This is a genomic window from Paenibacillus sp. MT124, assembly GCF_058792755.1.
The window spans coordinates 5,940,844-5,955,008 of the sequence record NZ_CM179500.1; the positions used below are offsets into that span (position 1 = coordinate 5,940,844).

Annotated in this window: 14 protein-coding genes; 5 read left to right on the forward strand and 9 right to left on the reverse strand. The window is 50.9% G+C overall.

Annotated features, from left to right (window positions below; translation table 11 throughout):
* Positions 1 to 39 precede the first annotated feature (39 nt).
* The 9 genes from fni to AC3RCI_RS26970 all read right to left on the reverse strand — a co-directional run bounded on the left by fni (position 40) and on the right by AC3RCI_RS26970 (position 10,580).
* Positions 40 to 1,107, reverse strand: a complete 1,068-nt coding sequence (gene fni, locus AC3RCI_RS26930; protein ID WP_492527013.1) for a type 2 isopentenyl-diphosphate Delta-isomerase — start codon at positions 1,105 to 1,107, stop codon at positions 40 to 42.
* Positions 1,108 to 1,337: 230 nt separating this feature from the next.
* Positions 1,338 to 2,816, reverse strand: a complete 1,479-nt coding sequence (locus tag AC3RCI_RS26935; protein WP_492527014.1) for a phytoene desaturase family protein — start codon at positions 2,814 to 2,816, stop codon at positions 1,338 to 1,340.
* The gene (locus tag AC3RCI_RS26940) at positions 2,813 to 3,961 is read right to left on the reverse strand and encodes a glycosyltransferase family 2 protein (RefSeq protein ID WP_492527015.1); all 1,149 of its coding nucleotides are present in this window, start codon (positions 3,959 to 3,961) and stop codon (positions 2,813 to 2,815) included. The genes AC3RCI_RS26935 and AC3RCI_RS26940 overlap by 4 nt, the downstream gene beginning before the upstream one ends.
* Position 3,962: 1 nt before the next feature.
* Entirely contained in the window at positions 3,963 to 4,724 is a 762-nt protein-coding gene (locus AC3RCI_RS26945) for a lysophospholipid acyltransferase family protein (RefSeq protein WP_492527016.1), read from the reverse strand.
* Entirely contained in the window at positions 4,693 to 5,460 is a 768-nt protein-coding gene (locus AC3RCI_RS26950; protein WP_336782179.1) for a carotenoid biosynthesis protein, read from the reverse strand. The genes AC3RCI_RS26945 and AC3RCI_RS26950 overlap by 32 nt, the downstream gene beginning before the upstream one ends.
* On the reverse strand, positions 5,460 to 6,332 hold the full coding sequence (locus tag AC3RCI_RS26955; RefSeq protein ID WP_492527017.1) for a phytoene/squalene synthase family protein: 873 nt from the start codon (positions 6,330 to 6,332) through the stop codon (positions 5,460 to 5,462). The genes AC3RCI_RS26950 and AC3RCI_RS26955 overlap by 1 nt, the downstream gene beginning before the upstream one ends.
* Positions 6,329 to 7,792, reverse strand: a complete 1,464-nt coding sequence (locus AC3RCI_RS26960) for a phytoene desaturase family protein (protein ID WP_492527018.1) — start codon at positions 7,790 to 7,792, stop codon at positions 6,329 to 6,331. Before AC3RCI_RS26960 ends, AC3RCI_RS26955 begins: the two co-directional genes overlap by 4 nt.
* A complete protein-coding gene (locus AC3RCI_RS26965; protein ID WP_492527019.1) occupies positions 7,789 to 9,339 on the reverse strand; it encodes a phytoene desaturase family protein in 1,551 nt (516 codons plus the stop codon). Before AC3RCI_RS26965 ends, AC3RCI_RS26960 begins: the two co-directional genes overlap by 4 nt.
* 308 nt (positions 9,340 to 9,647) lie before the next feature.
* The gene (locus tag AC3RCI_RS26970) at positions 9,648 to 10,580 is read right to left on the reverse strand and encodes a MerR family transcriptional regulator (RefSeq protein WP_492527020.1); all 933 of its coding nucleotides are present in this window, start codon (positions 10,578 to 10,580) and stop codon (positions 9,648 to 9,650) included.
* 371 nt (positions 10,581 to 10,951) lie between these two features.
* Between AC3RCI_RS26970 and AC3RCI_RS26975 the strand changes: the two genes are divergently transcribed.
* The 5 genes from AC3RCI_RS26975 to AC3RCI_RS26995 all read left to right on the forward strand — a co-directional run bounded on the left by AC3RCI_RS26975 (position 10,952) and on the right by AC3RCI_RS26995 (position 13,969).
* Positions 10,952 to 12,322, forward strand: a complete 1,371-nt coding sequence (locus AC3RCI_RS26975; protein ID WP_492530021.1) for a phospholipase D family protein — start codon at positions 10,952 to 10,954, stop codon at positions 12,320 to 12,322.
* Positions 12,323 to 12,447: 125 nt separating this feature from the next.
* Entirely contained in the window at positions 12,448 to 13,071 is a 624-nt protein-coding gene (locus tag AC3RCI_RS26980; RefSeq protein ID WP_492527021.1) for a TetR/AcrR family transcriptional regulator, read from the forward strand.
* A complete protein-coding gene (locus AC3RCI_RS26985) occupies positions 13,068 to 13,412 on the forward strand; it encodes a DMT family transporter (protein ID WP_492527022.1) in 345 nt (114 codons plus the stop codon). Before AC3RCI_RS26980 ends, AC3RCI_RS26985 begins: the two co-directional genes overlap by 4 nt.
* Positions 13,412 to 13,726, forward strand: coding sequence for a DMT family transporter (locus AC3RCI_RS26990; protein ID WP_095291169.1), 315 nt, complete (start codon positions 13,412 to 13,414; stop codon positions 13,724 to 13,726). The genes AC3RCI_RS26985 and AC3RCI_RS26990 overlap by 1 nt, the downstream gene beginning before the upstream one ends.
* Positions 13,727 to 13,837: 111 nt before the next feature.
* The gene (locus tag AC3RCI_RS26995) at positions 13,838 to 13,969 is read left to right on the forward strand and encodes a hypothetical protein (RefSeq protein WP_281280778.1); all 132 of its coding nucleotides are present in this window, start codon (positions 13,838 to 13,840) and stop codon (positions 13,967 to 13,969) included.
* The last annotated feature ends 196 nt before the right edge of the window (positions 13,970 to 14,165 follow it).

A 14,165-nucleotide genomic window follows, 5' to 3' on the forward strand; every position in this document is an offset into this window, starting at 1 on the left:
GTCATCAGCATGAACATGACAGGTTGCCCCTCTTCCGTATTAACGCCGCTCGACCAATCGCTCTGTCTGCTGCAAATCTTCGATTCGCCCGGCTCCGATACCGAACATGACCGTACGAAGTTCGAACTCCACCTGCTCCAGCCGACCATCCAGTGCTTCATCCGAAGCCACTGCGGATTCGAGCAGGGAGCGGCCGAAACCGGCCAGGTCTGCACCCAGTGCGAGCGCCTTGGCTGCATCCACTCCATGATGAAGTCCGCCGCTGCCAATCAGTACTCCTTCTGGATTCAGTGCTCTGACTTCCCGGATGCACTCCGCAGTCGGAATGCCCCAATCGGCAAAAGCTTCGGCTGCTGCCCGGCGAACCGGGTTGTTGTTCCGGTACTTCTCCACCTGTACCCAGCTGGTGCCTCCCGCTCCGGCCACATCGATAAATGCCGCACCCGCTTCATACAGCCGCTGTGCCGTTAATCCATCAATGCCCCAGCCTACTTCCTTCACTCCAACAGGTACATCCAGCGTACGGCACAGATCTTCAATCCGGTTCAACAACCCGCTGAAGTCCGTATTGCCCTCCGGCTGGAAGATCTCCTGCAAACCGTTGAGGTGCAATACCAGCACATCCGCACCAGCGATCTCAACCGCACGCAGGAAGTCGGCCGTGTTGAAACCGTAATTCAACTGCACTGCACCCAGGTTGGCGATTACCGGGATGTCAGGGGCCCAGCGCCGTACATCGAAGGTCGGTGCCAGTTCAGGTTGTTCCACTGCTGCCCGTATGGAACCTACGCCAAGCGCCCAGCCTCTGGCATTGGCCACGCGGGCAAGCCGCTCGTTAATGGCGCCAGTCGTTTGGCTTCCACCCGTCATCGAGCTGATGAGCAGCGGTGTACGAACCTCTTTTCCCATAAAAACGGTATTCAGACTGACCTCATCAAAATTCAGTTCAGGCAGGGGGTTATGACGAAATACGTACCGCTCCATTCCGCTCGTGATCCCTTCTCCTGCCACATTCTCTTCCAGACAGAGGCGCACATGCTCCAGCTTCCGTTCCCCCGTAGCCACCTCGGGAAGCAGCCGCTTTCCGGCTCGCTCTTGTTCATTCATGATGAGACCTCCTTATGTGAGAAATTGTGCGGATGGACAGGGACCCCCTGCCGGTTCCGTTCAATTGAAATACTGCATTTGTTTGCTTATTTTTGCTCATATGTAACGCCCAATTCTGCATGTAAAAAATTCCTATTGAGTCTTCGGTGATATCTTGCACGCGCCAACTCTACCCAGTATACCGTTCCGGACATGCTAATGAAAGGGCGCACCCGCTCATCTCTGATGAATCATAAGAGCATGGATGCAAGCTGCTCGCCCACCAGCTGCCCGGATAGCGTTACGATCGGCGTCCCGCCTCCCGGATGCGTCGTTCCACCCACGTACCATAACCCCTGTACATCCCTGCTTTTGTTGCCGGGGCGAGAGAAGGTCTGCCTCACTGAATTGGAGGAAATCCCGTAGATGGACCCTTGATGCGCCAATGTATCGCGTTCAATATCCTGTGGCGTGTACCGTATTAATACATCTGATTGCCTTAATCCTGTAATCCCCCGCTGTGCAAGCTTATCCAGTACCAACTCGCCGTAGCGTTCCGTTTGCTCTTCCCAGTTCCATGCATCCGACAGATATGGGGCGTTTACCAATATAAACAGATTACTCGCTCCTTCCGGAGCCATGCCTGCCTCCGAAAAACCGGAATAACAGATGTAGATGGTCGGATCCAGCGGCATCCTGCGTTCACGGAAAATATGTTCGAACTCCGGTTCATACCTATCCGGGAAAAAGACAGTATGGTGCAGCAGGGAGTCATACTGCTTCCGCACGCCAGCCAGTGTCACATAACCGGAAATGGACGGCTCATATCTGCGAATCCTGCGATCACTCATCTGCTTCCGATGTTCCGGCGCAAGCAGAAGACGGTTTACACTGAGCACATCCCCGTTGGCCACCACCTGATCGGCTTCATGGAAGCCTTGATCCGTATCCACACCTATGACCTTGCCATGACGAACGACAATCTGCCGGACCTCGATGCCAGTCATTATCCGTACTCCTTTTTCCTGAGCAAGCTTCGCCATGGCTTTGATCAGCTCATAGGTTCCGCCTTTTACACCGTATACCCCTTCATCTGCCTCTACATGGCCCATCATCGCGAAGATGGATGGAGCCTGATAAGGCGATGAGCCGACGTAGGTCGCGTAACGGCCAAACATCGCCAAGGTGTTGGGATGAATAAAATACGACCGCAGGAGCTGATTAAGCTTCACAGCCGGGCGAACGCGCAGCAAGCTGCGAAGCATCTGGAGGTTGTACTTGTCTTTTGCGGTTAGCAGCAGTTTGCCAAGAAAATGACGATCGGCTTCCGCATAAAGCGCTGCAGATTCATCCATAAACGCATCGTAGCGCAGGGCATCTTCCGGACTGTACTCTGCAATCTGTTCCTCCATCCATTCACGCTTGCCGGACAGATCCACCACGGTACCGTCTGCAAACACATTGCGTGTTCGGGGCTCCAGCTCATACAGCTGGACGTAATCCTCCATTTTGGTACCCGCGTGCTCAAAGACAGAGCGGAAGGTGGAAGGCATCGTAATCGTACTTGGACCGCGGTCAAAATGATATCCGTTCCGTTCCACTTGCTGCAGCTTGCCACCCACATGTGTCTGACGTTCCAGCATGGTTACCTGTATGCCTTGTGATGCAAGACGAATGGCACAGGACAAGCCACCGAAGCCCGCGCCAATAATGACCACTTTTCTGCTCAACTATACCGCCTGCCTTTCCAAACGTATCCTTTCCCTGAGCGACCGGCTCGCCAGGATGCTATTCCAATACTAATCACGCAGGCCATGCTGACAGATTGCAGACATGCAAGCCACCAGGGTTGCCCGCCCGTCTGATCCGCCACCCTTTTTATCCCCATGCCCAGCAGTGTACCAATAAGTCCATACATGATGGCTGAAGAGCTCCCTGACGGTAAACCGAACAGCAATCCAAGTGGAGGGACGATGTACATTAGGGTGTATATGACTAGGGTACCCAGCAGGAGTACATCCCTGCGTCCCGTTCCTTCGTACATGTTCTTCTTGTAACCGTTCCATACTTCGGTTCCATTCTGATACATCCGCGTGCTGACCAATTCATGCACATCCGCCAGCATAACCGGATGACCTGCACGCTTGACCGCCTTCGCCAGACTCATGTCGTCCACCAGATCTCCCTGAATGGCTGCATGGCCGCCGGAAGCTTCGTAGCTCGAACGATGAATCAGCAGGAAGGCTCCGGTTGCTGCTACAAATAGCGGACTTGATGATCTGCGTATCATGAAGATGGGAAGATGACTGATGATCGTGAAGACCATCATTGGTACGACCAGCTTCTCCATCCAGGTCTTGGCCACCTGATAGGGAAACCCTGTCACCAGACCTTTTCCCAACTCACAGCCGGCAGCTACGGTCTGCCGAATAGCCTCTGGCTCGAGCCTTACGTCCGCGTCAACGAACATAAACCACTCGCCTTTAGCCTCCTGAACCAGTTGGTGGCACGCATATGACTTGCCCATCCAACCAGGTGGCGGTTCCGCCCCATCAAGGAGACGTACACGCGCATCCCGATTCGCAATCTTCTGAACCAAGGCCGCCGTTTCATCCTCGGAACGATCATTCAATACCAGCACTTCCATCCGGTAGCCGGTTGTGTTGCTTGCAAGCACACTCTCCAGGCATCCTTCAATATGTAGTCTTTCATTCCGAGCCGGAATCAGGACAGATACGAGCTTATCCTGGTGCAGCAGCTGGTCTGCGGGGAACGAGCGAATTCCGGGAAGACAAGTCGCATTCCAGAGAGCAAAAATCAACTGCACACCGAGTGCAGTTGTTAATATGATCCATAATATCTCGGATGCACTCATGTTAACGGACCCCCTGCTTTCGTGCTGCATCGTATTTTTCACTTGTGGATCTTCCGTTACGAATCAGGGAAACGGCCCCCGGCAGACTCCCTTGTCCGATGCGAACCAGCTCCGACTTATGCTCGTCTAACTGCTGTTCCAACACCAGGCCAAGCCTGGCTGCAATTTCTTCGCTCTTCCATACATGCCAGTCCTCCATTAGAGGCGCACCGGCGAGCATCGAAACCTCCGGCATATCATGCTGAACCATACCATGACACAGGGTCACAGGAACGGCTAGCGTCTGCGGAGAGCGGCGAAGTAGTAACCCGATGCCTGGGCGAAACCGAATGGGTCTTGCATCCTGATGCAGGATTTCACCCTGCGGAAAGATCCACACCCTTTTGCCGGATTGAAGCAGCCCTGTTGTGTACTGCATGGTCTTTCGGATGGCAGAAGCGCTCTTCTTGTTGATGGAGTATGCGCCGAGTTTGCGAAAGAAGGCATACTGCTGCAGCTGCTTCTCTTCCATCATGACGTAATGGTCCCCCGTTGAAGTACGGCGGGATGCATGATAGAGCAGCAGTCCGTCCCACCAGGAGCTATGATTCATGAAATAGAGAACTGGCCGGTTCGGGTCAATCGGAGAGATGGAATATCCGTCAAACTGCGGATCCAGTGTCCCCGATAGTGTGAACGAACGAAAGCGACGACGCAGCAGGTAATACTGATTGTATAAATAAAACATTCGGTTAAATGATTTTGACTTTTCGGCGGGAATCATAGAACCAGCTCCCTTCTGCTAGCAGCATGCCCACAAGCGCAATGATGAAACTGCCTGTGATGCCTTCTTTCCATGCGAGCAGGCCGAATAGCAGGATGAACAGCTGGTACAGCCACTTGGCCCGCAGCAGCGAACTGCGGTCAGCAGGCATGGCTGGAAGAAAGAGCGACAGGAACGCACCCATAATGAACCAACTGATGTAATTGGTCCAAGGGACGCCATAGAAGCCACCGGGAGCCTCCCAATGCCAGAAACCTCTGGCGTGCGCAACCGGGTCAAGCACCAGATCAAGCAAGATGGCCCAGAAACCGGTCTTGATCGCCCGAATCAGCTTCCCCTTCCAGGTTGAACCCCCGCCGCTCAATAGAGCGGAATTTCCGACGACTGCAATCCAGGCAAATCCCAGGGTGACCGGTACACTGAATAGATGAATGCCGAAGAAGTCCGAATAACCGTATTCACCAAAAGGCCATTTCGTATGGACACCGATCCATTCTATCCCCATGCCACCCAGCCACAGAATGGCAGAAGACACCCAGAGTCCTGGCTGTTTCCATATGACTGACTGGTCGGACATTCCATTCCTTCTTCGTCCCTGATAGATCAGTTCCACGACATATAGTGCATAGAACACAAGAAACAGTCCGTTGGAAAACGATAATGGTTCAGGTACTCCAATGGTTAGCATTAGCGTGGCTCCAATGATGTACCATGCCCAATACAGACCCTGAATCATCAGGAGACCGCCGTACGGGAAGCCTGATAGGCGAGTACCGGATAGCGTTTCACAATGGCTCCAAGCATCTCCAATTTCAGCTCATCAGTCACAAATGCCCGTTTGTTATATACGTCATATTCGTTACGTTCTACCGCATGTAATATGGTGGTGTAGAAGGCTGCCGCCAGTTCAATGGCAAATGCACTTTCTGTAGGGTAGGTCTCCAGCCGATCCATGCCAAGACGGAACCATTCAAGTGCTGATGCTTTCAATTCCTGAATAATGGCTACAAACCGTTCGTCCACAATACCCTCTGCCCAATCCTGTTCGGAGTACCCATGCTTTTCCATGATTTCGAGCGGAACATAACGGCGTGATCTTGCCCGATCTTCCCCTACATCACGAATAATGTTGACAATCTGCATGCCCTTGCCAAGTGCAATGCCGTTTACGGCCACTTCGGCACCATTGTCATCACGCAGCACAGGAAGCAGCATCTCCCCTACCGTCCCTGCTACAAGATAGCAGTAATGTTCCAGCTCCTTCATCGTTGCATAGTGAGTCACCTCGAGATCAGTCATCTGTCCGTCCATCTGCCGAAAGAAAGGTCCTTTGTCCAGGTGGGGAAAGTTCGAGAATAACCATCTCAATGCAGGCCAGATAAAATGGCCTTCTGCCTCTTCCAGGTATTCAAAATGATCCCGAATCTCATGTATCGTATACATCGACTTCTCTGGTTCATCCACACTATCATCAATGATGCGGCAGAACGCATAGATCACATACACCGCTTCACGGCGCGGACTGGGCAAACCTCTGAAAGCTTGATAAAAAGAAGACGACCCCTTCTGCATCAACTCTTCGCACCTGTTCAAAATCATTTCATTCATGTTCCCATCTCCTTCATGAGTAGATTGACGGCCATGCGTGCACTTTGCATTACGATCGGAACACCACCGCCTGGATGCACCGATGCTCCTGCTGCGTACAATCCGCGGATCGTCGGAAACGGCTGCGGCTGCGGCCGATACACGCCAGATTGAAACAGAATCGGTGCAATACCGAAGCTTCCACCGCCGTATAGTCCATCTCGCTCGGCATCTGCGGGTGTGCGTACTTTCTTCCACCTGATTGCTTCACGAAGTCCAGGGAAACCGCGTTGTTCTGCTTCCTCCAGCACCCGTTCCACCAGAGCCCCACTTTCTCTCGACCAGTCCACACCTTCGGCGTCTGGCACCGGAACAAGGAAATACAATACACTTTGACCGGCTGGCGCAGCGGAATCATCTACAGCTACCGGGTTAAATACATAAAATGAAGGCTGTTCCGGAATACGACGCTGATTGAATACTTCCCGCAAGCTTCCATCAAGACTGGGTGGCAGGAAAAATTGATGCGTCGTTGCATCTTCCCAGGTCTTGTCGACCCCAACATAAATCAACACACAACCGGATGAGGGACGATAGGGTTTCTTTTTGCGCACCGCTTCCGGTATGCCGCCCAGTAGACCTGTCAGATGAGGGAAATCGCCATTATAGATGACTGCGTCCACATCTTCCGCATCTGCGGCCGTTTCTACCCCTCGGCAAACTCCATGTTCAATTCGCAGTCCCGTTACTTCCGTATTCAGCACAACACGCCCGCCACGTGCGATCAGTTCGGATTCCAGAATTTTCGGTAATGCAGCATATCCGCCCTTCACCATCCAGATTCCATATTCATGCTCTGCATAAGGAAGAAGGGAATAGATTCCCGGAGTACCGAATGGCGAACCGCCAATATACAGACTCTGAAGTGAATAGGCATCAACCAGTTCCTCATGATGAAAATAATCTCCTACAGCTTTACGTACGCTTTTGTGTGCACGGAGCCTGCCCATCAGGGACAGGAGAGACGGTGTGAAAAAATCCCTTTTCCGTGGAAAAGCTCTTTCCAGGAAAGCAGAACGTCCTGCCGGGAACAGGGTATCCATGTCCTTCATGAATCTTGTGAACCCTCGGCTCTCTCCCGGGAATAACCGCTCGATCTCGTCAGCCTGCTGACCGCGATCTTTCATCTTGGTCATGACACGTCCGCTGCTGTAGTGAACCCTGTATAACGGATCACAGCGGAGCAGCTCCACTTTGGAGCGATCCACGCCAGCCTCCTCCAGAATGCCATGCAGCATGTCGGGCAGAAGTACGATGGTTGGACCCTGGTCAATGCGATATTCCCCGTTCTGCTCATAGCCGATACGTCCGCCAACCCGGGAACCCCGTTCGTAAACGGTGACGTCCCAGCCCTGCCGATTCAGCAGCAGTGCCGAGGTCAGCCCGCCAATGCCTGCTCCTACAATGGCTGCCCGCTTCATGAATGACCTCCGGCTTCAGCAGTCTTCACATAAGAAGACCGGTTCGAGCGGGTTTTGGCATCCTCTTCCTGGATCAGCCTGACACTGATTCGAGCAGACTCAAATATCGTAGGCAGTCCGCTGCCCGGGTGGGTTCCGCCACCGACCAGCCATACCCCTTTCAGCTCTTCGAACTGGTTATGTGGACGCAGATACATCATCTGACCCAGATTGTGAGCCATATTAAATGTCGCACCGCGGTACACGTCCAGTTCATTTTCCCAGTCAAGCGGGGTAAACATCATGGACTCTTCGATACGACTCCGAATGTCTGCGAGCTCCGGGATCGCTTCAAGCCGCTGCATCATCGCCTCGCGTACATTCTCCCGTTCCACATCCCAATCAATGTCCCCTGTAAGGTTTGGAGAGGGCATAAGCACATATAATGCAGATTTTCCTGCAGGTGCGAGTGTCGAATCGAGCTTGGAAGGGTTATGAATATATAGAGACGGGTCAGCGGACAATACTTTGTGCTTCGTGATCTCGTCCACGTTCAATCGGTAATCTTCGGGAAAATAAATCGAGTGATGCGGCAGATCAATCTCGCCGTCTACTCCCAGATAGAGCATCGCAGTAGAGCAGGAGTACTTCTTGCGTTTCATTTTTTCTGGCGTATATTTCTTAAGCACACCCGGTTCGAATAGATGGTTCACCGCATGGGCAAAGTCTGCATTAACGACCACGTGATCCGCTTCAATGCGTTCACCGTTCTCAAGCAGCAGGCCCTCCGCACGGCCATTGTTCACGATAACCTGCTTCACCGGGCAGGATGTATGTATACGTCCACCATATTCCTTTACAATGTCAGCCATGCCCTGGAATACGCGATTCACACCGCCAATCGGATGAAACAGCCCATAATGGTGCTCGATGAATGACAGAATCGTGAATGTACCCGGACAATCCCAAGCCGACATGCCCAAATATTTCGACTGAAACGTAAAGGCCCACCGCAAACGCTCGTCAGTAAAGTAACGGGACAGGATGCCATAGACTGTGTTGTTCACGTCCAGCTTCGGAAGAGCCGTTACTGCATCCTTACGCAGATAGTCTGTCAGCTTGCCGAAAGGCCGGCGGAGCAAAGGCATGACTTTACCAAACTTGACTTCCTCGTCCTGCATGAACCTCAGGTAATTGTCTTCATTACCTGGGAACAATTCCTTGATCTGAGCAGCAGTATCTTCGCGATTACGGGAAGGTGTGAACACCTTATCGCCGAAGTTCAGGGCATACAAGGGCGTCAGTTCCTTCAGATCCACGTAATCGGATAGTTTGCGTCCTACCAACTCGAACATCTCTTCAAGCAGCCCGGGCATCATCAAGAACGTCGCACCCCGGTCGAATCGGTATTCTCCGAGCTCCAGCCTGGCAGAGCGTCCACCAATCACCGGTTGTTTCTCATACACGTCCACTTCATATCCCTGACCGGACAATAACATGGCCGCTGCAAGCCCGCCTGGACCCGCACCAATTACAGCCGCACGTTTACGTTGCTGATTAGATATCATGCCACTCACCTTTCTTATGGTCCGAAACGCACTTATACCATTCTTAGTCTATTATTAAACCATTGAAGAATCATCGAAGCGGATTATAGCCGAAACGTTATACAAATATAATACAAATATTATACGAACTTGTAAACATAAATATGACTCACGGGTCAAATAATCGAAAAAATTAGCGTTAATATCACAAAAAGACACCCCTTAACGCGCTTGCGTCATAGGATGCCTTTTCTTGAATAGCCTCATGGGAGAGCATTCGCTCATTCAACTCTTTGTTCACATACACTAATCGTTCGACGAATGGGCGCTTAGCCCTGTGTTCGGGTTGGATTGTCGGTCAGATACTCGCGCTCAAGCCATGCCTGCCAGTCGGATGATTCCTCCGGCATGACCCACTCCGGATAAGCTGCATTTTCATTGCGCTCGTAACCCTTGCCTCCGAGGATAAAGCGCATATGCGGAAACTCGGTCAGAATGCGATCGACAAGCCGATCACACTGCTCGCTTAAGGCTGGATTCGTAATGGAGAGACAGACCAGCTTGATCTTTTGCTCCCGGATAATAGGAAACACCCCTTCCTCAGGGGTATTGGCACCGAGATATAATACTTCGGCTCCATTTTTACGCATAAACAACGAGAACAGCAGCAATCCCACCTGATGATGCTCCCCCTCCGGACAGAGTGCCAGAACTTTGGGCAGATGCGGATAGATCGGGAACAGATGGAAAAACTGATAGAACCGCTGTGAGATCAGCTGGGTCATAAAATGCTCCTGTGCGACTGATGCTCTGCCCTGCTCCCATGCATCCCCCACGCGAACGAGAATGGGTACAAGCACATGGTAAAACATCGAGTCATATCCATACATGGTAAAACCAAAATCAATCAAACCGTTGGCACGTTCACCTTGGAAATGGTAGAGCGAGTCGTATATCTGATCGGTCATGCGTAAGTAGGCCTCTTCCATTGTGGGAACAGGCGCGGTGAGCGGAGCCGGAATGACCGCTTCTGACGTTTTTGCTTTGTTTTCTTTTAACATGCGCACGGCTTCTGATATGTTGGTCTGATGCTGTTCAACCTGCTCCTTCAGCCAACGCAAATCTTCAACATTTTCATCCGTGTACAACCGATAACCCGATTCCGTCCGTTCTGGGGTTACCGCACTGTACCGATTCTCCCAAGCCCGGAGCGTAACCGTTGGAATGTCCAGCATGGCAGCGACTTGTTTGATGGAATACACTTGATTACCTACTCTCTTTTCTGAAATATCCAGGCCATCTATAGGTTAACGAATACTTCCTCCGTCCTTGTCAGGTATATGGAGATCCCAACATTCTACAAAAATAATACACTCATTATACACAACGGCCTCACACCTGTCGATTGCATTCAGGCAAATCGTATATGGATAAAATACATTTCTCTCCATCCCATCATGCGGTCTGCGTCAATGCTCATGACAGAGTGGTAATAGTAGTCAGCACGTTACAGAAAGGGGATATGCCGTTGTTTACTACAAGGCGCTCATCATCAGAACATCAAACATCCAGACGTCGTTTTCCATACATACGAACAGCTCTTGGACTCCTTATTTTATGGCTTGTGGCCGTCATGTTGTATCAAACCTATAAACCACTGCCCTCAGGCATTTCCTATGAAAGCCCGGAGTATCGCGTAGACGAGGTCGCATTCCTTCATGATCTCACTTATCCGTCAGAAGACGGGCAGATGGAACACGAGCAGCAGATTTTCCAGCGGATGCTGCAGATTGTGGAAGAGGCGGAGCAATTTGTTGTGGTGGATATGTTCCTGTTCAACAACTATCAGCATAAGGGTCAGCACTTTCCGCCAGTTAGCGTAGAATTCACAGATGCTCTGGTCGCCAAAAAAAAGCAGTATCCCAACATGCAGATTCTGTTCATTACGGATGAAGTGAACACCAATTATAATTCGGCACCCAATGAACTGCTGGAGCAAATGAAGCAGGCCGGCATTGAGGTTGTGATTACCAATGTTGATCCACTCCGGGATTCCACGCCCGTATACTCGGCAGTCTGGCGTACGTTCTTCCAATGGTTTGGCCAGTCAGGTGATGGCTGGATTCCGAATCTGATGGCAAGTGACGGCCCAGATGTTACCATGCGCTCTTACCTTAAGCTGCTTAATGTAAAGGCCAATCATCGCAAGGTCGTAGCCAGTGAGAAAAAGGCGATTGTCTCCTCCGGCAATATCCATGATGCTAGTGCCTACCACTCCAATGTGGCGTTTGAAGTTACGGGACCCGTCATTGGAGATATACTTCATTCGGAACAAGCCGTACTGGACATATCAGGGGGAGGTCAAGTTCCTTCCTACACAGCACCTTCCACCGATCCAAACCAAGGCGATCTGCGCATTCGCTATCTGACCGAAGGAAAAGTGAATGATGCCGTATTGCATGAGATCAATCTGACGGAAAAAGGGGATACCTTGTGGATGGGCATGTTCTACATTGCTTCTCCAAAAGTACTGGATGCATTGCTTGATGCTTCCAAACGAGAAGTAGATATCCGGCTTGTGCTTGATCCAAACGAGAATGCATTTGGTCAGGAGAAAATCGGTATCCCGAATCGGCCTGTAGCCGCCGAGCTGCATGATAAATCGGATGGCAAGATCCAAATCCGCTGGTACAACACAACCAAGGAGCAGTATCATACCAAAATGTTGTATATTGCCAAAGCCACCGGGGATCATATTGTGCTTGGCGGATCAACCAACCTTACGCCTCGAAACATGAATGACTATAATCTTGAAAATGAATTATGGGTCGCTGCGCCTGCGGATAATGAGTTCAGTCGCAATGTGGCGGATTATTTTGAACGCGTGTGGAATAATGAGGATGCCGAGTTCACTCTGAATCTGGACGAATTCCAGGAGAAAACCACTTTTCTGAAGGGAATTCTCTATAAACTGCAGCTCATACTGGGATTTACCACGTTCTAAGCTACCCTGAGCTGTGTATTGGTCGCCTGTGAGATTTCTGCAGGCGGCTTTTTTTGAATGGACTTGACATCTGATGTGAAATATGAAAATATATTCCCCTAACGACCGTTAGGAAGGTGAGCAAAATGACAGCACAATCCATACGAAACGCAGCCTTGTTCCACTTTGCCAGAGATGGATATGAAGGGGCATCCCTTCGGGCTATCGCTGACGATGTAGGAATTAAGAAACCGTCCATATATGCCCATTTCAGCGGCAAGGAAGACTTGTTCCTCCAGGCACTGGCTCATGCTTTTCGAGAAGTAAAACGCCATACATTGGAATATTTCCGCGATCATGCCGAACTTCCCCTGGAAGACAGACTTAAGGGTGTGTTTCCCTGGTTTGAACAGGAATATAACGCTAGCCCTTCGACACGCTTGATGCTGCGCATGTCCTACTTCCCCCCTCCCGGACTGTACAACGAAGTGATGGACATCGCACATCCATTTCTTGATGGCATGGAGCGATCACTGAACCGGCTCCTGCAGCGAGCGGTACGTCATGGAGAATTACCTTCGATTCCAACGAAACAAGCTGCCATTGCCTTTATGACTTCTCTAGATGGAATTACCGTGGAGATTATCTATGGAAGCTCACGCCGGTACAATAGACGTCTTGAGGCGGCATGGCCTGTTTTTTGGCATGGCATTCATCATTTGAACGAAGAGGCACAGAACATCGTGCCGGAAGGAGAAACATCATCATGAACCGCAATTGGTTATACGTATTTATCGGAGGCATCATCGAAATTGTCTGGGTAAGCGGACTGAAGCATGCCTCCAATCTATGGGAATGGGCGCTAACCGCTTCAGCCATCATCATTAGCTTCGCCCTGATCATCGCAGCCTCCAAGAGATTGCCAGTGGGCACGGTATATGCCGTATTTACCGGAATCGGTACCGCAGGCACCGTGCTTGCGGAAATGCTGCTGTTCGGGGAGCCGTTCCGTCTGGCCAAAATCCTGCTGATCGGATTGCTGCTCTGTGGCGTAATCGGACTGAAGCTGGTCACGGATCAACAAGAAGAAGCGAAGGAAGGTGTGGCATAATGGCATGGTTAGCAATTGTAGGCGCAGGTATCTGTGAGATTTTCGGCGTAATCGGAATCAACGGCGCTTCGACCAAAAAGGGCTGGCCTTATATCGTGCTTATGCTCATTTCCTTTGTATTCAGCTTCTCGCTGTTGTCCTATGCGATGACCTCCATTCCGATGGGCACAGCCTACGCTGTCTGGACGGGCATTGGTACCGTTGGCAGCACATTAACGGGCATGTTCCTGTTCGGTGAGCGCAAGGAGGCCAAAAGGCTGCTGTTCATTGCCATGATTCTGGTGGCTGCAGTCGGATTGAAGCTGATTACGTAAAGATTGTATTCATTCTGTAAAAACTAGGGCGACTTCCATCTGGAAGTCGTCTTTTTGGTATATCATGTAAATAGGCATATGTACACTGTGAATGTGGAAAGGATGACTTGTATGAAGAAATGGTTGGTACGTCTCAGCACGCTTGCAGGCTATTCATTCCTAGCCCTCCTGGCTGCATTTTATCTGGTCGCACTGACGGCCATCATTATTCTGGCCATACATGCCTTCGGGAATGGAGCATAGTTCTTTACACGTTTTTACATTTATCCACGGCAGCGCTCACTTCCACCTCTCTCTCCTTTCTGAAAAACCGGACTGCTCTCATTGTTCGAATTTCCAATTCCCTCCCATTTGAATTTGCTCTTCCACTTCGTTTATACTTGTTTTGACCCTGAAGTCAATTCAAGAACTCATAAGTTCCGCAGATGAGGTGAAGGTA

Coding starts and splice junctions, on each gene's coding strand:
- AC3RCI_RS26985 (WP_492527022.1), top strand. CDS start 13,068: ATGAACCGCAATTGGTTATACGTATTTATCGGAGGCATCATCGAAATT.
- AC3RCI_RS26955 (WP_492527017.1), bottom strand. CDS start 6,332: ATGAATGAAATGATTTTGAACAGGTGCGAAGAGTTGATGCAGAAGGGG.
- AC3RCI_RS26940 (WP_492527015.1), bottom strand. CDS start 3,961: ATGAGTGCATCCGAGATATTATGGATCATATTAACAACTGCACTCGGT.
- AC3RCI_RS26995 (WP_281280778.1), top strand. CDS start 13,838: ATGAAGAAATGGTTGGTACGTCTCAGCACGCTTGCAGGCTATTCATTC.
- AC3RCI_RS26980 (WP_492527021.1), top strand. CDS start 12,448: ATGACAGCACAATCCATACGAAACGCAGCCTTGTTCCACTTTGCCAGA.
- AC3RCI_RS26950 (WP_336782179.1), bottom strand. CDS start 5,460: ATGATTCAGGGTCTGTATTGGGCATGGTACATCATTGGAGCCACGCTA.
- AC3RCI_RS26945 (WP_492527016.1), bottom strand. CDS start 4,724: ATGATTCCCGCCGAAAAGTCAAAATCATTTAACCGAATGTTTTATTTA.
- fni (WP_492527013.1), bottom strand. CDS start 1,107: ATGAATGAACAAGAGCGAGCCGGAAAGCGGCTGCTTCCCGAGGTGGCT.
- AC3RCI_RS26965 (WP_492527019.1), bottom strand. CDS start 9,339: ATGATATCTAATCAGCAACGTAAACGTGCGGCTGTAATTGGTGCGGGT.
- AC3RCI_RS26990 (WP_095291169.1), top strand. CDS start 13,412: ATGGCATGGTTAGCAATTGTAGGCGCAGGTATCTGTGAGATTTTCGGC.
- AC3RCI_RS26975 (WP_492530021.1), top strand. CDS start 10,952: ATGTTGTATCAAACCTATAAACCACTGCCCTCAGGCATTTCCTATGAA.
- AC3RCI_RS26960 (WP_492527018.1), bottom strand. CDS start 7,792: ATGAAGCGGGCAGCCATTGTAGGAGCAGGCATTGGCGGGCTGACCTCG.